Source organism: Kitasatospora sp. NPDC101235 (assembly GCF_044767505.1).
In the GTDB taxonomy this organism is placed as follows: Bacteria; Actinomycetota; Actinomycetes; order Streptomycetales; family Streptomycetaceae; genus Kitasatospora.
The window spans coordinates 141,852-164,381 of record NZ_JBIWNZ010000009.1; the positions used below are offsets into that span (position 1 = coordinate 141,852).

21 protein-coding genes and 1 pseudogene are annotated in these 22,530 nt (G+C 72.1%); 13 read left to right on the top strand and 9 right to left on the bottom strand.

Features of this window, described 5'->3' with window-relative positions; genetic code table 11:
- The first annotated feature begins 202 nt into the window (after nucleotides 1–202).
- The gene (locus ACIRRH_RS17610; protein WP_403067663.1) at nucleotides 203–1,828 is read left to right on the top strand and encodes an FAD-dependent oxidoreductase; all 1,626 of its coding nucleotides are present in this window, start codon (nucleotides 203–205) and stop codon (nucleotides 1,826–1,828) included.
- Between the two features lie 61 nt (nucleotides 1,829–1,889).
- Here ACIRRH_RS17610 and ACIRRH_RS17615 read toward each other — a convergent pair whose 3' ends face one another.
- Together ACIRRH_RS17615 and ACIRRH_RS17620 are read right to left on the bottom strand one after the other, a co-directional pair.
- Entirely contained in the window at nucleotides 1,890–3,551 is a 1,662-nt protein-coding gene (locus tag ACIRRH_RS17615) for an APC family permease (protein ID WP_403067665.1), read from the bottom strand.
- A gap of 479 nt (nucleotides 3,552–4,030) precedes the next feature.
- Nucleotides 4,031–4,648, bottom strand: a complete 618-nt coding sequence (locus tag ACIRRH_RS17620; RefSeq protein WP_403067667.1) for a hypothetical protein — start codon at nucleotides 4,646–4,648, stop codon at nucleotides 4,031–4,033.
- 557 nt (nucleotides 4,649–5,205) lie between these two features.
- Here ACIRRH_RS17620 and ACIRRH_RS17625 point away from each other — a divergent pair.
- Together ACIRRH_RS17625 and ACIRRH_RS17630 are read left to right on the top strand one after the other, a co-directional pair.
- Complete coding sequence (locus ACIRRH_RS17625) at nucleotides 5,206–5,529, top strand: hypothetical protein (protein WP_403067669.1); 324 nt, start codon at nucleotides 5,206–5,208, stop codon at nucleotides 5,527–5,529.
- Nucleotides 5,526–5,786 (top strand): hypothetical protein, encoded by a 261-nt coding sequence (locus ACIRRH_RS17630; RefSeq protein ID WP_403067671.1) that lies wholly within the window; start codon nucleotides 5,526–5,528, stop codon nucleotides 5,784–5,786. The genes ACIRRH_RS17625 and ACIRRH_RS17630 overlap by 4 nt, the downstream gene beginning before the upstream one ends.
- A gap of 56 nt (nucleotides 5,787–5,842) precedes the next feature.
- Here the strand turns inward: ACIRRH_RS17630 and ACIRRH_RS17635 are convergent, their stop codons facing one another.
- Nucleotides 5,843–6,169 carry a hypothetical protein gene (locus tag ACIRRH_RS17635; protein WP_403067673.1) on the bottom strand — a complete coding sequence of 109 codons (327 nt, stop codon included), beginning with the start codon at nucleotides 6,167–6,169 and terminating at the stop codon, nucleotides 5,843–5,845.
- Nucleotides 6,166–6,501, bottom strand: coding sequence for an SAV_915 family protein (locus ACIRRH_RS17640; protein WP_403067675.1), 336 nt, complete (start codon nucleotides 6,499–6,501; stop codon nucleotides 6,166–6,168). Before ACIRRH_RS17640 ends, ACIRRH_RS17635 begins: the two co-directional genes overlap by 4 nt.
- 391 nt (nucleotides 6,502–6,892) lie before the next feature.
- Here ACIRRH_RS17640 and ACIRRH_RS17645 point away from each other — a divergent pair, with 391 nt between their 5' ends.
- On the top strand, nucleotides 6,893–9,115 hold the full coding sequence (locus ACIRRH_RS17645) for an NADP-dependent isocitrate dehydrogenase (protein WP_403067677.1): 2,223 nt from the start codon (nucleotides 6,893–6,895) through the stop codon (nucleotides 9,113–9,115).
- A 69-nt stretch (nucleotides 9,116–9,184) separates the two neighbouring features.
- Here ACIRRH_RS17645 and ACIRRH_RS17650 read toward each other — a convergent pair whose 3' ends face one another.
- The 3 genes from ACIRRH_RS17650 to ACIRRH_RS17660 form a co-directional block, all read right to left on the bottom strand.
- A complete protein-coding gene (locus ACIRRH_RS17650; protein ID WP_403067679.1) occupies nucleotides 9,185–9,856 on the bottom strand; it encodes a hypothetical protein in 672 nt (223 codons plus the stop codon).
- 86 nt (nucleotides 9,857–9,942) lie between these two features.
- Nucleotides 9,943–10,530 (bottom strand): YdcF family protein, encoded by a 588-nt coding sequence (locus ACIRRH_RS17655; RefSeq protein ID WP_403067681.1) that lies wholly within the window; start codon nucleotides 10,528–10,530, stop codon nucleotides 9,943–9,945.
- Nucleotides 10,531–10,677: 147 nt separating this feature from the next.
- A complete protein-coding gene (locus ACIRRH_RS17660; RefSeq protein ID WP_403067683.1) occupies nucleotides 10,678–11,685 on the bottom strand; it encodes a cytochrome c oxidase assembly protein in 1,008 nt (335 codons plus the stop codon).
- A gap of 201 nt (nucleotides 11,686–11,886) precedes the next feature.
- Between ACIRRH_RS17660 and ACIRRH_RS17665 the strand changes: the two genes are divergently transcribed.
- On the top strand, nucleotides 11,887–12,840 hold the full coding sequence (locus ACIRRH_RS17665) for an NAD-dependent epimerase/dehydratase family protein (protein ID WP_403067685.1): 954 nt from the start codon (nucleotides 11,887–11,889) through the stop codon (nucleotides 12,838–12,840).
- 224 nt (nucleotides 12,841–13,064) lie between these two features.
- On the opposite strand, the gene ACIRRH_RS17670 is transcribed toward ACIRRH_RS17665, so the two are convergent.
- On the bottom strand, nucleotides 13,065–13,286 hold the full coding sequence (locus ACIRRH_RS17670) for an N-acetylmuramoyl-L-alanine amidase (protein WP_403067687.1): 222 nt from the start codon (nucleotides 13,284–13,286) through the stop codon (nucleotides 13,065–13,067).
- A gap of 220 nt (nucleotides 13,287–13,506) precedes the next feature.
- On the opposite strand from ACIRRH_RS17670, the gene ACIRRH_RS17675 reads away from it, so the two are divergent.
- The 8 genes and pseudogenes from ACIRRH_RS17675 to rpmF all read left to right on the top strand — a co-directional run bounded on the left by ACIRRH_RS17675 (nucleotide 13,507) and on the right by rpmF (nucleotide 21,061).
- On the top strand, nucleotides 13,507–15,108 hold the full coding sequence (locus tag ACIRRH_RS17675; protein ID WP_403067689.1) for a serine hydrolase domain-containing protein: 1,602 nt from the start codon (nucleotides 13,507–13,509) through the stop codon (nucleotides 15,106–15,108).
- Between the two features lie 114 nt (nucleotides 15,109–15,222).
- Nucleotides 15,223–15,279, top strand: a pseudogene (locus ACIRRH_RS17680) (hypothetical protein); the annotation flags it as partial.
- Between the two features lies 1 nt (nucleotide 15,280).
- Entirely contained in the window at nucleotides 15,281–16,066 is a 786-nt protein-coding gene (locus ACIRRH_RS17685) for an ATP-binding cassette domain-containing protein (RefSeq protein WP_403067691.1), read from the top strand.
- On the top strand, nucleotides 16,059–17,030 hold the full coding sequence (locus tag ACIRRH_RS17690) for an amidohydrolase family protein (protein ID WP_403067693.1): 972 nt from the start codon (nucleotides 16,059–16,061) through the stop codon (nucleotides 17,028–17,030). The genes ACIRRH_RS17685 and ACIRRH_RS17690 overlap by 8 nt, the downstream gene beginning before the upstream one ends.
- Complete coding sequence (locus ACIRRH_RS17695; protein ID WP_403067695.1) at nucleotides 17,027–18,625, top strand: PucR family transcriptional regulator; 1,599 nt, start codon at nucleotides 17,027–17,029, stop codon at nucleotides 18,623–18,625. Before ACIRRH_RS17690 ends, ACIRRH_RS17695 begins: the two co-directional genes overlap by 4 nt.
- A gap of 53 nt (nucleotides 18,626–18,678) precedes the next feature.
- Complete coding sequence (locus ACIRRH_RS17700) at nucleotides 18,679–19,488, top strand: GNAT family N-acetyltransferase (protein WP_403067697.1); 810 nt, start codon at nucleotides 18,679–18,681, stop codon at nucleotides 19,486–19,488.
- A complete protein-coding gene (gene menC, locus ACIRRH_RS17705; protein WP_403067699.1) occupies nucleotides 19,485–20,594 on the top strand; it encodes an o-succinylbenzoate synthase in 1,110 nt (369 codons plus the stop codon). Before ACIRRH_RS17700 ends, menC begins: the two co-directional genes overlap by 4 nt.
- Before the next feature lie 302 nt (nucleotides 20,595–20,896).
- Nucleotides 20,897–21,061, top strand: coding sequence for a 50S ribosomal protein L32 (rpmF, locus tag ACIRRH_RS17710; RefSeq protein WP_403067701.1), 165 nt, complete (start codon nucleotides 20,897–20,899; stop codon nucleotides 21,059–21,061).
- A gap of 347 nt (nucleotides 21,062–21,408) precedes the next feature.
- Here the strand turns inward: rpmF and ACIRRH_RS17715 are convergent, their stop codons facing one another.
- The gene (locus ACIRRH_RS17715; protein ID WP_403067703.1) at nucleotides 21,409–22,404 is read right to left on the bottom strand and encodes a 2-hydroxyacid dehydrogenase; all 996 of its coding nucleotides are present in this window, start codon (nucleotides 22,402–22,404) and stop codon (nucleotides 21,409–21,411) included.
- Nucleotides 22,405–22,530: the final 126 nt, after the last annotated feature.

The window sequence follows — 22,530 nt, forward strand, 5'->3', positions numbered from 1 at the left end:
CAGGCCTGAGGTCGATCGTGGGCGGCGCACCGGGCGCGGCGCGAGATTTGCGGGCCATCCGGGCGAAGGGACGGCACGGGCCCCCTCGCGCGGGGGCCGGCGGGGGATGGAAGAGCGGGGCCCCGGCTGAGCGGGCCCCGTCGAGGGCGGCGCCGAGCCCAGTCGCCGGGCCGCGGAATCCCCTGACAGGGCGGAGCAATTGATGAATCCGAAGGTTGACGACCGGGTGCCGGTCCTGATCGTGGGCGGCTCGCTGGTCGGGCTGTCGGCCTCACTCTTCCTCGGTCGGCTCGGGGTCAGACACCTGCTGGTCGAGAAGCACGCCGACACCTCGCATCACCCGCGAGGGCGCGGCAACAACGTCCGCACCATGGAGCTGTACCGGGTGGCCGGGATCGAACCGGCGATCCGCGAGGCGGCCTCGATCCTGGCCCCCAACCACGGCATCCTCCAGGCGCCCTCGCTGACCGGCGCCGAGCAGGAGTGGCTGTTCCGGGAGATCGACCCGGGCGGCAGGCTGGCCCGGTTCAGCCCCAGTTCCTGGTGCCTGTGCAGCCAGAACGACCTGGAGCCGGTGCTCCTGCGGGCGGCCCGAGAGCTCGGCGGCGGCCTGCGGTTCAGCACCGAGCTGGTCTCCTTCGAGCAGGACGCGGCCGGCGTCACGTCGGTGCTGCGCAGCCGGGAGAGCGGGGAGGAGCGGGTGGTGCGCTCGGAGTTCCTGATCGCCGCGGACGGCCCGCGCAGCCCGGTCCGGGAGCGGCTGGGCATCGGCCAGACCGGCAAGGGCGAGCTGTTCCACAACGTCAGCATCACCTTCCGGGCCAAGCGGCTGGCCGAGGTGGTCGGCGACCGGCACTTCATCGCCTGCTATCTGACCAACCCGGAGGCGGACGGCGCACTGCTGCCGGTGGACAACCAGGAGGAGTGGGTCTTCCACGCGCCCTGGCACCCCGAGCACGGCGAGCCGCTGGAGGCCTTCACCGACGAGCGCTGCGTGCGGCACATCCGCACCGCCGTCGGGCTGCCGGAGCTGGACGTCGAGGTGACCGGCCGGGCGCCCTGGCACGCCGCCGAGCGGGTGGCGGAGCGGTACGGCACCGGGCGGGTCTTCCTCGCCGGGGACTCCGCCCACGAGATGTCGCCGACCGGGGCGTTCGGTTCCAACACCGGCATCCAGGACGCCCACAACCTGGCCTGGAAGATGGCCGCCGTCCTGTGCGGCTGGGCCGGGCCGCGGCTGCTGGAGACGTACGGGCAGGAGCGCCGCCCGGTGGCCCTGGTGACCGGCGAGCGGGCCTCGGCCCGCTCCGCCGAGCACAGCCACCCGGGCTACTCGGTGGTGCCGGGCGTCGGCCGGCAGGCCGGGGTGCTGGCGGTGGCGCTCGGCTACCGGTACCCGGTGGGCGCGGTGATCGGCGCGGACCGGAGCGGGCCGGTGGTCCCCGAGCAGTTCGAGGCGGCGGGCGAGCCGGGCAGCCGGGCCCCGCACCAGTGGCTGCTGCGGGCGGGGGTCAGGCTCTCCACCCTGGACCTGTACGAGCAGGCGATGGTGCTGCTCACCGGCCCCGAGGGCGGCGCCTGGCAGGCGGGCGCGCGGCGCGCGGCCGACCGGCTGGCGGTCCCGCTGGACGGCTACCGGATCGGCGACGGCGCCGAGGACGACCTGGCCCCGGAGCCCGGGGCGGACTTCGCCGCCCTGCACGGCATCGGCCCGCAGGGCGCCGTGCTGGTCCGCCCGGACGGCTTCGTCGCCTGGCGCTCGCCCGGCCCGGCGCAGGACGCGGAGGCCGAGCTCACCACGGCGCTGCGGACGGTGCTCAGCCTCTGACGCATGCGCAAGGGCCCGCCGGTCGCACGGCCGGCGGGCCCTTCCTGTCGGTCGTCGGTGCTCAGTGGCCGCCCTCGTCGACCACCTCGACGTCGGAGACCTCGTGCTCGATCGCCTCGGCCGGCAGCGCCACCCGGATCGCCCAGAAGTAGATGACCAGCGAGAACACCGCCACCAGGGCCATGTCGTCCCACATCGGGATGTTGCCGGTGCCGTCCCCGAAGCTGCCCTGCCAGGAGATCAGGCCGAGGCCCACCAGGTAGGGCGGCAGCCACTGGGCGGACTTCCAGCTCAGCCGGGGCGCGTTCGGCAGGCCCTTCCTGATCGCGTACGCGGCGTAGCTGCCGAGGAGGACGTAGCCGAGCACGATCGCGATGCCCAGGCGGGAGAGGGTGTGCCAGCCGGACCAGTAGATGATCAGGCTGGAGACCACGAACGCGGCCGGGGAGATCAGCTCGCCGGCCGGCAGCCGGTAGGGGCGCTCGCGTTCGGGCAGCCGGCGGCGCAGCGCGCCGAAGGCCAGCGGGGCGCCGGCGTACATCAGCACGCTGGCGGAGGTGATGAAGCCGACCAGCTCCTGCCAGCTCGGGAAGGGCAGGAAGCAGATCACGCCGGTGACGAAGGCGATGGCCAGGCCGAACCACGGCACGCCGTTCTTGTCCAGCTCCTCGAACTTCTGCGGGGCGTAGCCGTTGCGGCTCAGGCCGTAGGAGATGCGCGAGGTCGAGGTGGTGTAGATCAGGCCGCTGCCGCCGGGGGAGATCACGGCGTCCATGTAGAGCACCCAGGCCAGCCAGCCGAGGCCGACCACGGTGGCGAGGCCCGCGAAGGGGCCGTCGATGCCGGGGAAGTCGAGCTTGTCCCAGCCGTTGGCGAAGGCGCTCAGGGGCAGCGCGCCGATGAAGACGATCTGGAGCAGGGTGTAGATCAGGCTGCCGATGGCGACCGAACCGAGCACGGCGCGGGGGATGTCGCGCTTGGGGTTGCGGCTCTCGCCGGCGAGCTGGATGGCCTGCTCGAAGCCGAGCAGGGCGAAGATGATGCCGCTGGTGCTGATCGCCGCGAGCACGCCCTTGGCGCCGAACGGCGCGAAGCCGTGCGAGGTGAAGTTGGAGCCGTGGAAGTTGGTCACGGCCAGCACGAAGATGGTGAGCAGCGGGACGAAGATCTTCAGCCAGGTGGCGATGTTGTTGGTGCGGGCCAGGACGCGCACACCGAGGAAGTTCACCGCGACGAACACGGCCATGAGGACGGTGGCGACGGCGAAACCGCTGGCGGTGAGGGTGTTGTTGTCGTTGAGCAGTCCGCCGGCCCAGGGCCAGTGCCGGGCGTAGCCGATCATCGCTTCGACCTCGATCGGCGCGACGGTGGCCGCCTGGAGCCAGGAGAACCAGCCGAAGGACATCCCCGCGAGGCCGCCGAAGGCGTAGTGCGGGTAGCGCGCGGTACCGCCCGAGACCGGGAACATGCTGCCGAGCTCGGCGTGCACGAGCGCGAGCAGCACGATCGCGACCGTGCCGATGCCCCAGGACAGCACGGCGGCCGGGCCGGCCGCCACCACGCCCTCCTTCGCGCCGAACAGCCAGCCGGAGCCGATGATCGAGCCGACCGAGGCCCACATGAGGCCGACGAGGCCGACGTGGCGGCGCAGCGACCGTTGGGGGGTCCCGTCGGGGCCGGTGCTCTGGCCGGGCGGGGAGGAGACCTGGTTGAGGGAAGCCATGAACGATCTCTCTGTGGGTGGGGGCTCCGAGGTGGGTGGAGCGCGGAGAGTTGCCACACAGTAGGTCTATTCATAGAGGTCTGCACAGATTTCATTACTGAATGTTTACGTTCTTTGCCGGATATCCGTGCAGGTAGGGGGCCTTCCGCTCTCGTGCGCATTACGTGACTCGCGAGTAGGTTCAGCACTTGAGCGTGAATTGAGCTTCGCTGCCGACTCCCGGCACTATGGGGCACCCATTCGTTCGTGGAAGTGGCGGGTATCGCACGGTGATGCTGCCGATACCCGCCGCGGCGCCGCACCGGGCGACCCGCTGCGCATCACACCGGACCGCCGAGTGGCCGCTGCTGGGCCGCTCGGCGGACGTCGCTCACAGGATGGGTGCGTAAACTTGTGGAAGACTGCTCATGTCGGTGCCCCGGCCCGATTACGGCGGGCCGGGGCTCCACGTTATGCCGTTGTGTCGTTATGCCGTTGGATCAGCGCTTCCCGCCCTCGCCGTAGCCCTCGCCGCCCTCACCGCGGCCTTCGCCGTAGTGGTGCACGACCCGGAAGCTGCCGACGACCCCGTTCTTGACCTCGATGCCCTCGTGGTGGTGGAGGTGCTTCGGGCGCACGCCGTCGCTGGAGCTGCGGGGCCCGACGGTGGCGATGGGGGCGCCGTTGTCGCAGACCGCGCCGCTGAAGACCTCGACGGTCCGGTGGCTGTCGTTGCGGATGTTCAGCGTCTTGGCACCCAGGCCGCTGACCACGGTGATGCAGCCGAAGTCGTCGGCGGAGTACGAGCGCTCGTTGACGTGGATCACGCCACGGTGGTGGCGCTTGTGCTCCCGGTGCTCCCGGCGCTCCTCGCCCCTGCCCTCGTTGCCCTTGCCCTCGTTGCCCTTCGAGCCGCCGTCGAGCGGCGCCAGGGCGGGAGCGGCCGCCGGGGCAACGGCTGCCGGAGCAACCGCCGCCGGAGCGGCCATCGGGGCCGCCTTCTGAACGACCGGGGCCGCCTTCGCCACGGGCTCGGGAGTGGCCGACGCGTAGGTGATACCGGTCACGGCGACGGCCGCCGACGCCGCGAGGACAATGGCGGTGGTCATCTTGTTCATGGACCTTCTCCTGTTTCTGGACTGGATCGGCTTGGTGCCGACATGAATGAACGTACCTACTGGCTAAATGACTGTCATATCAATCCGTGCCAAATGGTTGACGCCTAGGGCCGAACGGGTGGTCAAGTGCGTCATCGAACTGCCCTCAGAATCGATTCGGCCGGTTGTAAATACTTCTCAAATCGCCTGACAGTCGGGGGAGTTGACGGCGCGGACTGGATCGTTCAGGTGGCGCCGAATCCTGCTCACTCATTTGGAGTGCTGCCGGCCTTGTCGGCGGCGGCGGGGTCGGAATGACGGGGTGCCACATTGCGGGTCGCCGCTGTTCGCGCCGAGGGCCTGTGCCGGGTCGGGTGGCCGAGCCGTGGCTGCCGGCTGCCGCCGTCCGGGAGGGCGCCGGGCCCGGCCTGCCCGCGCGGCCCGCCCTCGGTGCCGGTGCTCGCTTGCCTGGCCATCAGTAAAACGAATTCACTTGGCAGCAGGCAGAGTTGACTGTTTGCCTGGCTTCTTCCACCAGGCCTGACGGGTCGACGTCGGCTCCGCGCGGCAGGACGGCGATGCACTCGCCGTCCACCTGGTCCGGCGCGGTCGAGCCGGCCGTCCTCGCGGGCGCCGGCTGGAGCGGCCCCACCCTCTGGGTCCGGGGCGGCGGCTCGGCCCGGGTCGGCACCCGCGCAGTCACCACCGGCCCGCTCTGCCTCCTCCCGCTTGCGGCCGTCCCGGGCGTCCACGGCGTCCTGCCGGCGGGCTCGGCGCTGCTGTTCGCGGCCATCGCGGCACCGGGGCGGGAGGAGCGGATGACGGCCGGCCCCCGGCGGCCACCCAGGCGGGCGCCCTGTGGTCGCCGGGGGCCCGGTGGCGTGCTGTGGTGGTCCGCATGAAGAGCTCACTCCCGGCCCGGGTGGCCACCGCGACCGCCTCCGTCCTCCTGTTCACCGCCGCCGTCGGGACCGTGGTCGCCGTCGCCGGACCGGCGGCCGCGACCGGGCGCCGGGACGTCACCGCGGACCAGTGCCGCAGCGCGGGCGGGCATGTCGAGGGCAGCGGCTACTGCGTCGGCGCGGCCGGCGACGACGCCTGGGGCCAGCCGATCGACGGCCAGGCGATCAACCCGGACCCGCGGCCCGGGGAGGAGTGAGCGCGGTCGGGCGCCCCGACCCCGGACAGGGGAGCGGGGCGCCGGGCCGATGCCGGTCAGGGCACGGGCCGCAGGGTGACGGGGGCCGGGGTGAGAGCGCGCAGGACGAGGTCGATGTGCACCCGGGCGGCGCCCGCGCGGTACAGGGCGGCGGCGATCGTCCGTAGCTCCTCGGGGCCGGTGCAGGCGAGCCGCAGTTCGAGGTCGGCCTCGCCGGCCAGGGCAAGGCCGCTCCGGACGGCCGGGAACTCCGCCGCGAGGCGGTCGAAGTCGAGCGGGACCGGGCCGTGGCTGATCCGGGCGATCGCGTGCAGCGCCCGGGCCGGCTGAGCCCCTCCCGCCGGAGCCGGACCGCCCGGGACGAGCTGGAGCGGGGCCGTCACCGGTGCTGGAACCGGACGGTCGGTGCCGGGGCGGGCGGTGCGGCGGGGGCGGCACCGGGCGGGGCGGTGACGCACGGGACGGTGACGGAGGGAGCGACCAGCCGCGGGTCCACCACCAGGGTGTCGATACCGAGCGGGACGGTGAGGTCGCGGAGGGCGGGCTCGCCGAGTTCGATGTGGCCCTGGTCGGGCCCGAGGAGGGCGACGAGGGCCTCGGGGCTGGAGAATCCGACCGCGCAGCGGCGGCCGTCGCGCAGGTGGAACAGGCGGAGTGCGGTGGTGCCTCCGGTGCCGGAGGCGGTGACCGGAACGTGCCAGACGACGCGGGCCATGCGGGTGCTCCCGAGTGGGGTGGTGGTGCCTGCCGGGACTGACTGCCTCGACGCTAGGACGGCCCGGCCCGGGTGCCGCCGGTCCTGACGCGGCGTTGACCGAATGGGGACGTGCGTTGACGCAGTCCTGACGCCCGGCTCACCCGACCGGACCGCACCACCGGTCGAGCGCTCCGCTTGCCCCGCGCCCCGAGCCGGACGACCGTGGAGTTCGTCCCTGCTCACGCCCCCGTCGGGACCGCCGTCACTACCGCCGGAGCGCCCCCGACGCGAGGGCCGCAGCGCCCGTCGACCGGGCCGGTGTGCGCCCTGGGGCGGGGGGAGGTGGAGCCGGGGGCCCGTGACGAGATATCTTGACGTCAAGACGTTGGAGACGTGAAGCGGAGTACCGATGACTGACTCGACCATCATCTATACGCACACCGACGAGGCTCCGGCCCTGGCGACCTACTCGTTCCTGCCGGTGGTCCAGGCGTACGCCTCGACCGCGGGTGTGCGGGTGGAGACCCGCGACATCTCCCTGGCCGGGCGGATCATCGCGAGCTTCCCGGAGCGTCTGACCGAGGCGCAGCGGATCGGCGACGCCCTGGCCGAGCTGGGAGAGCTGGCCAAGACCCCGGGTGCCAACATCATCAAGCTGCCGAACATCTCGGCCTCGGTGCCGCAGCTCAAGGCCGCCATCGCCGAGCTCCAGGCCCAGGGCTACGCCCTGCCGGACTACCCGGACGACCCGCAGACCGACGAGGACAAGGACGTCCGCGCCCGCTACGACAAGGTCAAGGGCAGCGCCGTCAACCCGGTCCTGCGCGAGGGCAACTCGGACCGCCGCGCCCCGCAGTCGGTCAAGAACTACGCCAAGACCCACCCGCACCGCATGGGTGCCTGGACGGCCGACTCCAAGACCAACGTCGCCACCATGGGCGAGAACGACTTCGCGAGCACCGAGAAGTCCGCCGTGATCGCCGCCGACGGTGCGCTGCGCATCGAGCTGCTCGGCGAGGACGGCACCACCACCGTGCTGCGCGAGAAGGTGCCGGTGCTGGCCGGCGAGGTCGTCGACGCCTCGGTGATGCGGGCCGCCGCCCTCAACGAGTTCCTGGCCGCGCAGGTCGCCCGTGCCAAGGCCGAGGGCGTGCTGTTCTCGGTGCACCTGAAGGCCACCATGATGAAGGTCTCCGACCCGATCATCTTCGGCCACGTGGTCCGCGCCTTCTTCCCGAAGACCTTCGCCAAGTACGGCGAGGTGCTGGTCGCCGCCGGCCTGAACCCGAACAACGGCCTCGGCGGCATCCTGGCCGGCCTCGACAACGTGCCGCACCTCGGTGCCGAGATCAAGGCCTCCTTCGAGGCCGAGCTGGCCGAGGGCCCGGCCCTGGCCATGGTCGACTCCGACAAGGGCATCACCAACCTGCACGTGCCGAGCGACGTCATCGTCGACGCCTCGATGCCGGCCATGATCCGCACCTCCGGACACATGTGGGGCCCGGACGGCGAGGAGGCCGACACCCTCGCCGTGCTGCCGGACAGCAGCTACTCCGGCGTGTACCAGGCCGTCATCGACGACTGCCGCGCCCACGGCGCCCTGAACCCGGCGACCATCGGCTCGGTGCCGAACGTCGGCCTGATGGCCCAGAAGGCCGAGGAGTACGGCTCGCACGACAAGACCTTCGAGATCGACGCCGCGGGCACCGTCCGCCTGGTCGACACCGAGGGCAACGTGGTGCTGGAGCAGGCCGTCCAGCCGGGCGACATCTTCCGCGCCTGCCAGACCAAGGACCTGCCGATCCAGGACTGGGTCAAGCTGGCCGTCACCCGCGCCCGCGCCACCGGCGTCCCGGCGGTGTTCTGGCTGGACGAGCACCGCGCCCACGACGCGGTGCTGATCGAGAAGGTCAAGAAGTACCTGCCGGAGCACGACACCACCGGCCTGCAGATCGAGATCAAGTCCCCGGTCGAGGCCACCAAGTTCTCGCTGGAGCGCATCCGCCGCGGCGAGGACACCATCTCGGTGACCGGCAACGTGCTGCGCGACTACCTGACCGACCTGTTCCCGATCCTGGAGCTGGGCACCAGCGCCAAGATGCTGTCGGTCGTCCCGCTGATGGCGGGCGGCGGCCTGTTCGAGACCGGCGCCGGCGGCTCCGCCCCGAAGCACGTCCAGCAGCTGGTCAAGGAGAACTACCTGCGCTGGGACAGCCTGGGTGAGTTCTTCGCGCTGGCCGCCAGCTTCGAGCACCTGGCCAGCAGCACCGACAACGCCCGCGCCCAGGTGCTGGCCGACACCCTGGACCGCGCCACCGGCACCTTCCTCAACGAGGACAAGTCGCCGAGCCGCCGCCTCGGTGGCATCGACAACCGCGGCAGCCACTTCTACCTGGCCCTGTACTGGGCCCAGGAGCTGGCCAAGCAGACCGCCGACGCCGAGCTGGCCCAGGCCTTCGCCGGCCTGGCCGCGGCGCTGACCGAGCAGGAGTCGGCCATCGTGGACGAGCTGATCTCCGTCCAGGGCTCGCCGGTCGACCTCGGCGGCTACTACCAGCCGGACCCGGCCAAGGCCGCCGCCGTGATGCGCCCGTCCAAGACCTTCAACGAGGCGATCGCCAACCTCGGCTGAATCCAGCCGAGTTGAGGCACCGGGAGGCCCCCGGGTCCGTCCGTACGGACCCGGGGGCCTCCTCCGTGCTCAGGCGTCGGCCGACCGCCGGCGGCCGAGCAGGCCGTTCTCGTGCAGGAGGACCAGCTGCCCGCCCCAGACCAGCACGGTGGCGACCAGGCAGGCGAGTGCGACCAGGATGCCCGTACCGATCCTGACCGGCCGGTGCTCGGCCACCTCGCCGGTCGAACCGTCCGCCCAGACCTGCTCCTGGTGGCCGTCCGGGTGGTTCCCGCCGGGGGAGCGCCGGACCTGCTCCCAGTCCTGCCCGGCGGCCGTCCAGTGGTAGGTGCAGCTGTAGACGTCGACCGCGCCGATCGGTCCGCGGTCGGTTTCCAGGGTCTCCGAACCGGAGACGTGGCAGCCGCTCAGGGTGGCCGTCACCGCCCGGTCGCTGCGCATCCAGCTCCGGATGTCGTACGTGGCGGACGCCGTCATCAGGACGCCGAGCAGCGGTGGCACGAGCAGGAAGAGACCGACGCCCACGACCGCACCGGGGGTGAGCTCGTCCCGCAGGAACGGCCCCGAGGCCGCCGCGCCCGTCAGCAGGGCGGCCCCGAACGCCCACCCGTGCCAGGACAGCCACCCCGGGTCGTCGAACACCCACTGCCAGGCGGCCGTCCCGCCCACCGTCGCCGCGACCAGGACGGCCGCCAGGCCCACCCGCACGCCGGCCCGTTGCAGGGCGCTCCACTCGTACACGCTCGGTGCCCCCTCCGCACTCGTCTCCGTCCCCATCCTGACGGAGGGGTGCGACGTGATCCAGATCCCGGCTCCGGGACCGGCCCTCAGGCGCGGCCGAGCAGGGCGAGGGCGGTGCCGACGGCCTCGCGCAGCAGGAGGTACGGGCCGTGCGCCAGCGGGCCGTCCGCGCCGAGCACGGCGGCGGGGGCGCCGGCCCGGCGGGCGGCCAGCGCGGAGCGGACGGTGTGGAAGCCGTTGGTGACCACCGTGCAGCGGTAGCCGGGGCGCTCGGCGGCCATCAGGGCGGCGCTGAAGCGCAGGTTCTCGGCGGTGTTCACGGCCCGCTCCTCGCGCCGGATCCGTTCCTCCGGGACGCCCCGGGCGACCAGGTAGCGGGCCATCGCGGCGGCCTCGGTGCAGTCCTCGTGCGGGCCCTTCCCGCCGGTCACCAGGACCAGCGGGGCGTACCCGGCGGCCTCCTCGACGGCGAAACGGTCCAGCGCGGCGTCCAGCCGGGCCGCCAGCGGGGGCGCGGGCTCGCAGCCGTCCAGCGCGGCGCCCAGGACCACCAGGTAGTCGGAGCCGGCCGGCGCGGGCCGGCGGCGGTGGTACAGCGCCAGGCCGAGGAAGCCGAGCAGCCAGAGCAGGACGTACCCGCAGAGCAGGACGGCGACGATCGGCAGGACGTGCATGTCCGTTCGAACGCATCCGGCGGAACGACCGTTCCGGCGCCCGGTGGAACCCCCGTTCCGTGGTGGGCCGGAAACGGCGGAACCCCCGTTCCGGAGGTGGAACGGGGGTTCCCGGGAACGGGGGCTCCGCGGTGGGCGGCGGTGGGCTCAGCCGGCGTCGGCCACCGGGGCTGCACCGGTGGCCGGGGCGGCCGGGGCCGCGCCCGCGCGCCGGTCGCGCTTGTGCAGGGAGGCCAGGTAGGCGTTGTACGCCTCCAGCTCGGCGTCGCCGGAGCGCTCCTCGGCACGGTCGGTGCGGCGGGCCTGCCGCTGCTCGGAGCCCATCCACTGGTAGACGAGCGCGATCAGCACGATCGCGGTCGGGATCTCGCCGAACGCCCAGGTGATGCCGCCGGCCAGCTTCTGATCCTCCAGCAGGTTCGTGCCGGGCGGCGCGCCCTCCGCGGTGAAGGTGGTGACCAGCGGGTGGCCGGCCATCATCACCGCCACGCCGAAGAAGGCGTGGAACGGCATCCCCATGAACAGCTCGATGATCCGCATCACGTGGCCGGGACGGTGCGGGCCCGGGTCCACGCCCATGATCGGCCAGAAGAAGGCCAGGCCGGTGAACAGGAAGTGCACCATCATGAAGATGTGCCCGAGGCGGTACTGCATCAGGAAGTCGAACAGCGGGGTGAAGTAGACCCCGTAGAGGCTCGCGATGAACATCGGGATGGTGAACGCCGGGTGCGAGATGATCCGGACGTACCGGCTGTGCAGCAGCGCCACCAGCAGCTCGCGCGGCCCGCGCGGACGACCCTTGCCGGCCGGGCGCAGTGCCCGCAGCGCCAGCGTGATCGGGGCGCCGAGCAGCAGCAGGATCGGTGTCAGCATGGAGAGCACCATGTGCTGGATCATGTGCGCGCTGAACAGCACCATGCCGTAGTCGTTCAGCCCGGTGCAGGTGACCAGCAGCAAGCTGGCGACACCCGTCGCCCAGCCGACCATCCGGCCGATCGGCCAGCGGTCGCCGCGCCTGTACAGCCGCACCACGCCCGCCGCGTACAGCCCCAGCACGACCAGGCCGCCGAGCAGGAACACCCAGTCCGGGGACCAGGTCCAGACGTTCGACAAGGTGAACGGGCCTAGCTGGGTCATCCCGCCGTGGTGGTGCATTCCTGACATTCCGTCGCCCATCGGCGGGTCCTGCTTTCCGTCCTCGTGGTCCCTGGTGCGGGTCCGGTTCGCCCGTTTTGCTTGACATACAGCCTAGGTGGGCCTTACCTCGGGCCACCCCCCGCCCCCTCCGTACGGGTGCCTCCCCACCGGGGCGCCTCCTGGCTAGACTGACCGGCCGGTCGGCAGGGAGGTTCGGAGATGGCGGCGGAACACGGACCCGCGGCGCGCCCCACGGTCGCGCTGACCGGGGCGACAGGCTTCATCGGCTCCGCCGTGCTGGCGGCCCTCGCGGCGCGCGGCGTCCCGGTGCGCGCCCTGGCCCGCAAGCCGCCGCAGAGCGCCGTACCGGGCACCGCCTGGGTGCCGGGCGACCTCGCCGACCCGGTGGCGCTCACGGAGCTCTGTACGGGCGCCGGGGCGCTGGTGCACCTCGCCTCCCGGGTCGACGGCGGCGCCGAGGAGTGCGAGGCGGTGAACGACCGGGGCACCGCCGCGCTGATGGCGGCCGCCACCCGCGCCGGGGTGCGGCGGATCGTCCACCTCTCCACCGCGGCGGTCTACGGCGAGGGCCCGCACGCGGGCATCGAGGTGGACGAGGTGCCGCCCGCCCCGGTGTCCGAGGCCAGCCGCACCCGGCTGCTCGGCGAGCGCCACGCGCTGGCGGCCGGCGGGCACGTGCTGCGCCCCGGGCTGGTGACCGGGAGCGGCGACCGCTGGGTGGTGCCCGCGCTGGCCGAGCTGGTCCGCCGGGTGCCGGTCCGCTGGGAGGGCGGCAGCGCCCGGCTCTCGATGGTGGACCGCACCGATCTGGCCCGGCTGATCACCGTGCTCGCCCTGGACGGGCACGCCGCCGCGCCGGGCGTCCACCACGCCTCGCACCCCGAGCCGGTCCGCGGCGGCGACCTGCTCGCCGCCCTGGCCGCCCTCGGCCTGCTGCCCGCCCCGGACGGCCCGGCCGTGCCCTGGGAGGAGTGCCGCCGGCTGTTGGCCGCCGCGCCCGGCCGGGTCTCCGAGCGGCAGTTCGGCCTGATCGCCCGCGATCACTGGTACCGCAGCGAGCGGATCTGGCGGCTCGCCGCCTGCCCGCCCGGTCCGGGCCCGCTGGCCCGGCTCCCGCAGGCCGCCGCCTGGTACCGCGAGGCGCTGGGTTAGGCCGGCGGCACGGCCGGGACCAGGGTGTCCTCGTTGCGGCGGCCAGCGGCCGGCGGCGATGGTGCGGGCGGTGGCGTCGGTGATCCGGCCGACGGCGGCGCGGGCGAAGTGAGAGCCATCCGTGCACGTGCGGTCGCCATCGACCGGACAGCGTGGCCGCCGGAACGGCGCCGCCGTGCCGCCCGGGGATCGGGCGGCACGGCGGCGTTCGGGGCGGTGCGGGGTCAGGCCGTGAAGTAGCCGTTCAGGTCGGCGATCACGTGCGTGTCACCCCACTGGTTGAAGAGCGCCACCCGGCCGTCCACCACTGGGACGACGACCAGGTCGGCCCTGGTCTGCCCGGCCGTGAAGGTGAGGTTCGCCGCGTCCGGGCGGGCGGTCCCGTGCGGGTGGACGGTCAGTCGGCTGTCCGCCGTCGGCTCGGTGACCGTGACGTTCAGGACCACGGCGGTCACACCGGTGGCCGGGGGACGTGCACGTGCGACGGAGCGCGGGTTCCGGCGGACGCGCGCCGATGGCTTCCAGGTCGCGGACGCACGTCGACGGTGTGTCCGGAACGTGCTCGACAAAGGAATACTCCTGACGTCAGGAGGCACAAGGGCATGTCCTTTCGGCCAACGTTGGGCGAGCGGACTTTGCCGGTTAGGACAAACCCTCCGAGCAGTCGTGGCTGAGAGTCTGTGGCGCATGGGCATCTCAACAACATTGTCCGAGGTCGTGGGCTTGGCGGTACGCCCGGGAGACCCGGGACTGTCCGTCGGGATCTACACCGACGGGAAGCTGATCCACCATGCATCGGCGGGGCTGGCGAGCGTGGAGTTCGAGGTGCCGGTCGACACCCGGACACGGTTCGACATCGCTTCCATGAGCAAGCAGTTCACCGCCGCGGCGGCGTTGCTGCTGTGCCGGGACGGGCGACTGTCGCTGGACGACGACATCCGGACGCACCTGCCCGAGCTGAAGTTGGCGGTGCCGGTGACCGTCGGTCAATGTCTGCGGCACACGGGCGGTCTGCGGGACTGGCTGGCCCTGACGACGATCGCCGGCCGCCCGCTGACGAGGATCACCCAGGATCAGACGCTGGCCTTCGTGGCAGGGCTGACCGAGGTCGACTTCGAACCGGGGACCGCGTTCTCCTACTCCAACACGGGGTACGTCCTGGTCGCCTCGCTCGTGCGGCGGCTCACCGGTCGCACCCTGGGGGAGTTCACCACGGACCGGATGTTCACACCGCTGGGCATGAACGAGACCGTGTTCCGCGAGGACAGCCAGGAGCCGTTGCCGCGATTCGCCTACGGGTACGATGTCACCCGCGGTGCCGTCCGGCGCGCAGACACCGAGGAGTCCGCGGTCGGCGACGGCGGCCTGGCCACCAGCGTCGCCGACCTGGCGCCGTGGTTCGGGTTCCTGCAGGACGGCCGGGTCCTGGGCACCGACATCCGCGACGGGCTGTTGCGGCGGGTCGACTCCGGGGACGGGGAGGAGTGGCCGTACGCGCTGGGTCTCTACCACACGACGATCGCGGGCCACCCGGCGTTCGGCCATGCCGGCGGTGTCCCCGGGTACCGGTCCCAGCTGCTGTTCATGCCGGACGCCGACCTCGGCGTGGCGCTGCTGAGCAACAACTCCTCGATCGACTCCCCGAAGCTGGCCACTCAGGTGCTCCGGCTGGCCGCCGGGCTGCCCGAGGACGATCCCGTCGAGCTGATGGCGGACCCGGTGGCCGCCGAGCCCGCTGCTCGGCTGACGGGGGACTGGCTGGATCCGCGATCCAGCCTCACCCTGCGGATCGACGCCGTGGGCAACGGTCGGATCCGCATCTACGGTGCGCCGCCCGCCGGCGAGTTCGCACCGGCCGTCGACGGCAGCTGGCAGGGCCTGGAGGACAGCGCCGGCTTCTGGCTGCGGGCGTCGTCCGGCACGATCAGGATCGGATCGGTGTATCGCCCCGGCCGCGCCACGGAGTACTGGCGCTGTCCCCCCACGGCTGCCGGTGCCACGCTGCCTCCGGCCGTCTATCGCAGTCCGGAGCTCGGCATCCTGGCGACGGTCACCCGGGACGGCACGCTCGAACTCGGCCTGGAGTTCGTCGGGACGATCGAACCGGCACCGGACGGCGCGTTCCGTGCGGGCGGCCTGATCAGCCTGCGCCCCAGCGGCGACGACCTCCTGATCAGCACGCACGGTGTCCACCGGATGCGCTTCGTCAGACAGCCCGACGACGCCGCCCCCCTGGGACCTCTCCCCGGCCCCGACCTCGCCACCTGACGGCCCCCAGTGGTGCAGTACGCGATCCTGGAGTCGCCGGCGACGAGGGACGAGAACGGCAAGGTCGTCCCGCAGTCGGCGGAGTCGTGGACCGAACCGGACCCGGTCACGTACGTGTTCAAGCTGCGCAAGGGCGTGGTGTTCTCCGACGGCTCTCCGATGACCGCCGAGGATGTCGCGTTCTCACTGGCGCGGCACACCGATCCGAATCGCGGAGGTCGGCATCGACGAGCCGCACGTGGCCCAGCGGTACCCGTTCCAGCTGTCCGGCGGGATGCGGCAACGGGTGGCGATAGCGGCGGCGCCGGCCGGGGATCCCGAGCTGCTGATCGCCGATGAGCCCACCACGACCCTCGACGCCACCGTTCAGCACGAGATCATGCGGCTGCTCGCCAGGATTCAGGCGGCCCGGGGGACGGCCGTGCTGCTGATCACGCACGATCTGCGCGTCGCGTTCGCGCTGTGCGACCGGGTCCAGGTGATGTACGCCGGCCGGGTGCTGGAGGCGGGCCGCGGCCAGGCCATCGCCGTCGCCCCGGGCCACCCGTACACCGCCGGGCTGGGGCTGGTCGGCCTGCCTCCCGCTTACTCCGGGTTGCGGCCGCACCGGCTGTCGGGCGGTCAGAAGCAGCGGGTCGCGATCGCGCGGGCGCTCGCCGTGCGTCCCGCGCTGTTGATCTGTGACGAGCCGACCGCCTCGCTGGACGTGTCGGTCCAGGCCCACATCCTGGAACTGCTGCGCCGCGTCAACAACGAGCTGGGCACCGCCCTGCTGTTCATCACGCACGACCTGGCCATGGTCCGGCAGATCACCGACCGCACCATCGTGCTTCTGCACGGCCAGGTGGTCGAAGCGGGCGACACCGAGAAGGAGCTCGACAACCCCGCCCACGCGTACACCCGCCGCCTGGTGGCCTCCGTGCCACCGGCGCCTACCGGAAAGACAGCCCATGCATGACCTGATCATCTCCGGCGGCGAGGTCCACGACGGATTCGCCTCCGACCCCGTCACCGCCGACGTCGCCGTCACCGCCGACCGCGTCATCGCCGTGGGCAAGGACCTCGGGGCGGCCAGACGGACCATCGACGAGACCGGACTGGTGACAGCCCCCGGGTTCGTCGATCCGCACAGCCACTCCGACAGCGTTCCGTTCCTGCCCGACGCGCAGCCCTTCAAGCTGATGCAGGGCGTCACCACGGAGGTCGTCGGCAACTGTGGCTTCTCGCTGCCTCCCGAGGCATGCGAGGGCAACGTGGACGCGCTGCGCGCCAGGCTCCTCGATCCGCAGACCCGGGCGGCGATCAGAGCGACGGCCGAGGGACCGGGGCCGGGGACCGGCGGCGGGTTGTGGCGGGAGGTCCACCCCGAGGACATGCAGATCCTTAGGCACACCGATCCGTCGGTGAAGGGGCGTCGGCTCGCCGACGTGCCGGCCGGACGGGAACCGTGGGACGTGCTGTGTGAGCTGCTGATCGCCGACCCGCACGCGTACGTCGTCTGCCACACCATGGACGAAGGCGATGTGCGGGCGATCATGGCCGATCCGCTGGTCGCCATCGGGTCGGACAGCGACATTCCGATCGGCCCGAACCATCCCCGTACCTTCGGCACCTTCCCCACCTTCCTCGGCGGCTATGTGCGGGACGGCGGCGTGGTGGATCTGGCCGAGGCGATCCGGAAGGTCACCTCCGCCACCGCGAGCCGGTTCGGGCTGTCCGACCGTGGCTGGATCGGCCGCGGCTCGGTCGCGGACCTGGTGGTCTTCGACCCCGCGCGGATCGGCCACGCCGGGACCTACGAGCATCCCGAGCTGCGGCCGACCGGAATGACACATGTGTTCCTGGCCGGTGAACAGGTGATCGCCGACGGTGAGTTCACCGGAGAGCGCCGGGGCCGGATGCTGCGATCGGAGCGGCGATGACAGCCCCCGCCGGGATCACCCTCGGGGTCGTGCTCGACAGCCTGGGAACCGATCTCCTACGGCCGCTCGCGCTGCCACAAGGCCGGGCGGTCGCCGTCGGGGCGCCCACGATCCATGACACCGACGCCCCCGGGACAGGGCTGACCGACGCGATCGTCCTGGTACCCGGCCGGCTGACCGCTGACGTACTGGAGTGGGCTGCCGAGCACCACGCCAAGGCGGTGGTCATGCGAGTCGGCACCACGGACACGGCAGCGCTGACACAGGCAGCCGAACGGACCGGGGTGGCGCTCCTGGAGCGCAGTGCCGAGATCTCCTGGGGGCAGCTCTACACCTTGATCGACGCGCTGCGTGCGATCACGAGCCCGGTATTCGAGCCGAACAGGCATCGGTCCACCGACCTGTTCGCCCTGGCCAACGACATCGCCGTACGCGCCGGCGGCGCGGTGGCGATCGAGGATCTGTCCATGCGCGTGCTGGCCTACTCCACGGTCCCGGGCCAGCTGGTCGACGACCCGCGTCGTGACGGGATCCTCGGCCGCCGGGTGCCGGACCACCCGACCCACCCCGAGGAGTACGCCGCTGTCCTGCGGTCCGACACCGCGGTTTGGAGCTACGAGCCGAAGGAGTACCGGCCGCGCCTTGCCATCGCCATCCGGGACGGTGGCGAGGCGCTGGGCACCATCTGGGTGCTCCAAGGTGATGAGTCCCTGGCGGAGGAGGCGGCAGATGTCCTCGCCGAGGGCGCGCGGCTGGCCGCGCCCCACCTGGCCCGGGTCAGCCTCGCGGCGGATGCCGAGCGCCGGCAACGAGCCGAGCGCCTGGGCTGGTTGCTCCGCGGCCTGGGGGTGACCCGGGAGCTCGCCGACTCGTTCGGGATACGCTTCGACGCCCCGGCGACCGTGCTGGTGATCGGCCGCTTTGGCGACCCGGCCGGTCACGCGCGAGGCGTGTCGCTGGATTCCGCCGCCGAGTACGTCGGCGACCTGCTGCGGATGGGGCTCTCCGCCTACCGGCTGGGAGCCGCCGCGGGAGCGCTGGACGGTCAGGCCGTGGCGGTGGTCGACACGGCGTCCGACGCGCCCGTGATCCAGCTGATCATCGCGACGGTGCTGGCTCGGGCGAGGGACACCCTGGGCGGCGGCTGGCGGGCGGGGATCAGTCGCACCCTTCCCGGCCTCGCCGACATCTCGACAGGGCTGAGCCAGGCCAGGCAGGCACTCAAGGTGGTGTGCGGACCGTTCGGCAAGGCGGAGATCGGACGGCACGACGAGCTGGCCGCCCCGATATTCCTGCGGGACGTGTACGAGGCGCTCCGGTACCGTCCGGCCCTGGACGCGGAGCCTCTGTCGACGGTGCTCGACCATGACGCCCGGCACGGAACGGAGTACGAGAAGACGCTGCGCTGCTGGATCGCCGGGCACTACGACGTGCCACGGGTCGCGGAGGCCATGACGCTGCACCCCAACACGTTGCGGCACCGGTTGCGCCGGCTGGCCGAGCTGATCGACATCGATGATCCGGACCTGCGGTTGGCGCTGGCGCTGCAGCTGCGGCTACGGCTGCCGGACATCGGCACAAAGGAGGCCAGGTGAACTTCGGCCTGGACGCCAATGGCCCGGGGAGGTCCGCCGAGCAGACTCGTCACATGGTCGAATTTCCTTCCGCCGTCGCGGAACGGGCGGACGTCCGAATCCAGTTGCTTCGGACCGTACCCGAACTTCAGCAGGCCGACGCGGTGCTGCGTACCGTGTGGAACACCCCGGACATCGCCGAGCCACCGTTGGCCCTGGACGTGATGTGCGCGCTCGCGCACACCGGCGGCTACGTCGCGGCGGCGTATCTCGGGACGGCGATGGTCGGCGTGACCGCCGGGTTCCGGACCGTCGGGGACAGTCTGCACTCGCACGTGGCCGGCGTGGTGCCGGGAATGCACGGGCGCGGGATCGGCACGGCGATGAAGTCGCACCAGCGGGAGTGGGCCGCCGAGGCGGGCCTGTCGTCGATCTCGTGGACGTACGATCCGCTGATCCGCCGCAACGCCTACTTCAACCTGCACCGGCTCGGGGCGGTCGCGGAGGCGTACCTGCCCGACTTCTACGGGCCGTTGGACGACGGCATCAACGACGGCGACGACTCCGACCGGCTGTTCGTCAGTTGGCCGGTGCACGTGACGCCGCACGCACCGGCACCGTTGCCGGACCTGGCCGCGGCGGAACCCGTGCTCGAAGCGGACGGCAACGGCGAGCCCGTACCGCGCGCCGCGACCGGCGGCGTACTGCGTTGTGTCACCCCGGTGGACGCGGAGTCCCTGCGGCGAAGGGATCCGGCCGCCGCCCGGCGCTGGCGGTCCGCGATGCGCGAGGCGCTCGGTGGCGCCCTGGAGAACGGTTATCGGATCGACGGGTTCGACCGGTCCGGGTGGTACGTCCTGCGACGGAAGGAAGTATCGGAATGAAGCTGCAGCAGGTGGAGTTGCGTGAGGTGGCCCTGCCCCTGGTCGCGCCGTTCCGGACCTCACTGGGAACCCAGGAACACCGGAACTCGCTGCTGGTCAAGGTGACCACGGCCGACGGAGCCGTCGGCTGGGGCGAGTGCGTGGCCGACGACGATCCGACGTACAGCGCCGAGTACCTGGCCGGGGCCCGGGAAGTGGTACGTGAGTTCCTGCTGCCCCGTTTGTCCCGGGCTCCCGAGCTGACCGCGGCGCTGGTGCCCGAGCTGCTCCGGCCGATCAGAGGGAATCCGATGGCCAGGACGGCCGTCGAGATGGCGGTACTGGACGCCGAACTGCGGACCGCCGGCATCAGCCTCGCCCAGTACTTCGGGGCGACGCGGACCGAGCTCGCGGTCGGCGTGTCGGTCGGCATCACGGACACCGTCGATGAGCTGATCAGCGCCGTCGACGGCTATCTCCGCGCGGGCTACGCCCGGATCAAGCTGAAGATCGAACCAGGCTGGGACATCGAGCCGCTGCGAGCGGTCCGGGAGACGTTCGGCCCGGACATCGCCCTGCAGGTGGACGCCAACACCGCCTACGGTCCGGCGGACCAGCCCCACCTGCGCCGGCTCGACGCCTACGGGCTGACGCTGATCGAGCAGCCGTTCGCCCCGGACGACCTGCTCTCGCACACCCGGCTGGCGGCTCGCATGGACACCCCGATCTGCCTGGACGAGTCGATCACCTCGGCCCGGGACGCGGCCACCGCCATCCGGCAGGAGGCGTGCTCGATCGTGAACATCAAGCCCGGCCGGGTCGGCGGGTACCTGGAAGCCCGCCGGATACACGACCTGTGCCTGGCGAACGGCGTACCGGTGTGGTGCGGCGGCATGCTGGAGACCGGGCTGGGACGGGCGGCCAACCTGGCGCTGGCCGCGCTCCCGGGCTTCACCCTGCCCGGCGACATCTCGGCCTCGGCCCGCTACTACACCCGCGACATCACTGACCCCTTCGTCCTCCACGACGGCCGCCTGACCGTCCCCACCCGCCCGGGGATCGGCATCGTCCCCGACCCCGACGCCCTGCAAGCCGCCACCACCTTCACGGAGCTCCTCGCTGTCTGACCAGTCGTAGGGCCTCGGGCACCGCCGTGTGGTGCCCGAGGCAGGGGACTCCTCCCGTGTCCAGGCTCGTCGTCGTGACGAACAGGTATACGCCGCAGCACCTTCCTGCGGACGTCATCTGGGAGCGGCTCGCCGAGACATACGCGAGGGTCGCACGCTGAGCCACGTTCGGTATGTCACGGAGCTGTCGACAGCAAGGGGTCATGACGCTCGGTGAGGAAGCGCACCTTGACTACGAAGTCGACCTGGGCCCCGTGGATGGCTGAACCCCAGTACGGGAGGGGTTGGCGGGCGGTGATCCCATGGCCGTGCCCAAGCGCAAGACGTCTCGCAGCAACACCCGGCACCGCCGCGCCCGGTGGAAGGCGAGCGGACCCCAGCTGGTGGCGATCACCGTCGACGGGCGGGAGCACCTGGTGCCGCGCAACCTGGTCCGCGCGTATGAGCGCGGGCTGATCAAGCCATGAACGCGAGGGGCCGCAGCGCATGCGCTGCGGCCCCGAACCCTTCTCCGGCCAGGACACGGTGGGAGCGGTGTCGTCGATCACGAAGCTGGCCTGCAGCCGGCTGCCCTGGTGCTGGTGAATTTGACGGTGTCCGTCTGGCTGGCGAAGGCCGAGAGAGCGTAGCTGCGCAGGGTGCGGTGTTCGCCACGTCGAGGTTACTGAAGGCGGCCAGGCGGGTGGAGCCGGCCTGGACGGTCAACTTGTCGTACGCGGTTGTGCTGGTGGTCTCGCTGGTATCGATGTGCAGGTAGAAGCTGAGGGTGGCCATGCAAACGGCCGGGATGGTCACCGGCGGGGAGAGGGTGTAGTCAGGCCTTCGGGACCAAGGTGTTCTCGTTACGGACGCCGGCGGCGAAGTCGTCGATGTTGCGGGCGGTGGCGTCGATGATCTGGCCGACGGCGGTGCGGGTGAAGTACGCCTGGTGGCTGGTGACCAGGACCTGGGGGAAGGTGACGAGGCGGGCGAGGACGTCGTCGGTGATGCCGTGGATCGAGCGGTCGGTGAAGAAGACTCCGGTCTCCTCCTCGTAGACGTCGAGGCCGACGCCGGAGAGGCGGCCGGCGCGGAGGGTCTCGACGAGGGCGGCGCTGTCGATGAGGCCGCCGCGGCTGGAGTTGATGAGGATCGCGTCGTCCTTCATCCGGGCGAGTGCGGCGCCGTCGATCAGGTGGTGGGTGGACGGCAGCAGGGGTACGTGCAGGCTCACCAGGTCGGCGCGGGAGAGCAGTTCGGGCAGCTCGGTGTACGTCATGCCGAGCTCCAGGCAGGCCGGGTTCTGCGCGATGTCCCAGCCGAGCAGCTCGGTGCCGAAGCCGGCCGCGATGCGGGCGAAGCACTCGCCGATCTTGCCGGTGCCGATCACGCCGACGGTCATGCCGTGGACATCCCGGCCGAGCAGGCCGTCGAGGCGGAAGTCGAACTCGCGGGTGCGGTTCGCGGCGCGGTTGAGGCGCCGGTTGACGGCCAGGGCGAGGGCCCAGGCGTGCTCGGCGACGGAGTACGGGCTGTAGTGCGAGACCCGGGCGACGGTGAGGCCGAGTTCGGCGGCGGCGTCGAGGTCGATGTTGTTGAAGCCGGTGGAGCGTTGGGCGATCAGCTTGGTGCCGCCCGCCGCCAGGACCGCGAGCGTCTCGGCGTCGAGGACGGCGTTGACGCTGCTGCTGACGGCCGGGTAGCCGGCGGCCAGCGGGGCGGTGTCGCGGTTGAGGAACACGTCCAGGCAGCGCAGCCCGTGCCGGCCGGCGAAGGCCTGCTCCAGCAGCGGCCGCTCGTCGGCCTGCACCCCGTACGCGAGGATCTCCATGCCCGGTCCCTCCAGTCGGCTCCTGCGGCCACGCTAGCGGGCGGGGCCGGGCGCGGGCCACCGGACGTCCCGGATGTGCGCAGGCCCCCGGAGCGCGCGGTGCGGTCCGGGGGCCTGCGGGAGGGC

What these genes read in the sequence shown, in the direction of transcription:
- ACIRRH_RS17610 (WP_403067663.1), top strand. Translation starts at nt 203, where the DNA reads ATGAATCCGAAGGTTGACGACCGGGTGCCGGTCCTGATCGTGGGCGGC.
- ACIRRH_RS17615 (WP_403067665.1), bottom strand. Translation starts at nt 3,551, where the DNA reads ATGGCTTCCCTCAACCAGGTCTCCTCCCCGCCCGGCCAGAGCACCGGC.
- ACIRRH_RS17620 (WP_403067667.1), bottom strand. Translation starts at nt 4,648, where the DNA reads ATGAACAAGATGACCACCGCCATTGTCCTCGCGGCGTCGGCGGCCGTC.
- ACIRRH_RS17625 (WP_403067669.1), top strand. Translation starts at nt 5,206, where the DNA reads ATGCACTCGCCGTCCACCTGGTCCGGCGCGGTCGAGCCGGCCGTCCTC.
- ACIRRH_RS17630 (WP_403067671.1), top strand. Translation starts at nt 5,526, where the DNA reads ATGAAGAGCTCACTCCCGGCCCGGGTGGCCACCGCGACCGCCTCCGTC.
- ACIRRH_RS17640 (WP_403067675.1), bottom strand. Translation starts at nt 6,501, where the DNA reads ATGGCCCGCGTCGTCTGGCACGTTCCGGTCACCGCCTCCGGCACCGGA.
- ACIRRH_RS17645 (WP_403067677.1), top strand. Translation starts at nt 6,893, where the DNA reads ATGACTGACTCGACCATCATCTATACGCACACCGACGAGGCTCCGGCC.
- ACIRRH_RS17655 (WP_403067681.1), bottom strand. Translation starts at nt 10,530, where the DNA reads ATGCACGTCCTGCCGATCGTCGCCGTCCTGCTCTGCGGGTACGTCCTG.
- ACIRRH_RS17660 (WP_403067683.1), bottom strand. Translation starts at nt 11,685, where the DNA reads ATGCACCACCACGGCGGGATGACCCAGCTAGGCCCGTTCACCTTGTCG.
- ACIRRH_RS17665 (WP_403067685.1), top strand. Translation starts at nt 11,887, where the DNA reads ATGGCGGCGGAACACGGACCCGCGGCGCGCCCCACGGTCGCGCTGACC.
- ACIRRH_RS17685 (WP_403067691.1), top strand. Translation starts at nt 15,281, where the DNA reads ATGTCGCGTTCTCACTGGCGCGGCACACCGATCCGAATCGCGGAGGTC.
- ACIRRH_RS17690 (WP_403067693.1), top strand. Translation starts at nt 16,059, where the DNA reads ATGCATGACCTGATCATCTCCGGCGGCGAGGTCCACGACGGATTCGCC.
- ACIRRH_RS17695 (WP_403067695.1), top strand. Translation starts at nt 17,027, where the DNA reads ATGACAGCCCCCGCCGGGATCACCCTCGGGGTCGTGCTCGACAGCCTG.
- ACIRRH_RS17700 (WP_403067697.1), top strand. Translation starts at nt 18,679, where the DNA reads ATGGTCGAATTTCCTTCCGCCGTCGCGGAACGGGCGGACGTCCGAATC.
- menC (WP_403067699.1), top strand. Translation starts at nt 19,485, where the DNA reads ATGAAGCTGCAGCAGGTGGAGTTGCGTGAGGTGGCCCTGCCCCTGGTC.
- rpmF (WP_403067701.1), top strand. Translation starts at nt 20,897, where the DNA reads ATGGCCGTGCCCAAGCGCAAGACGTCTCGCAGCAACACCCGGCACCGC.
- ACIRRH_RS17715 (WP_403067703.1), bottom strand. Translation starts at nt 22,404, where the DNA reads ATGGAGATCCTCGCGTACGGGGTGCAGGCCGACGAGCGGCCGCTGCTG.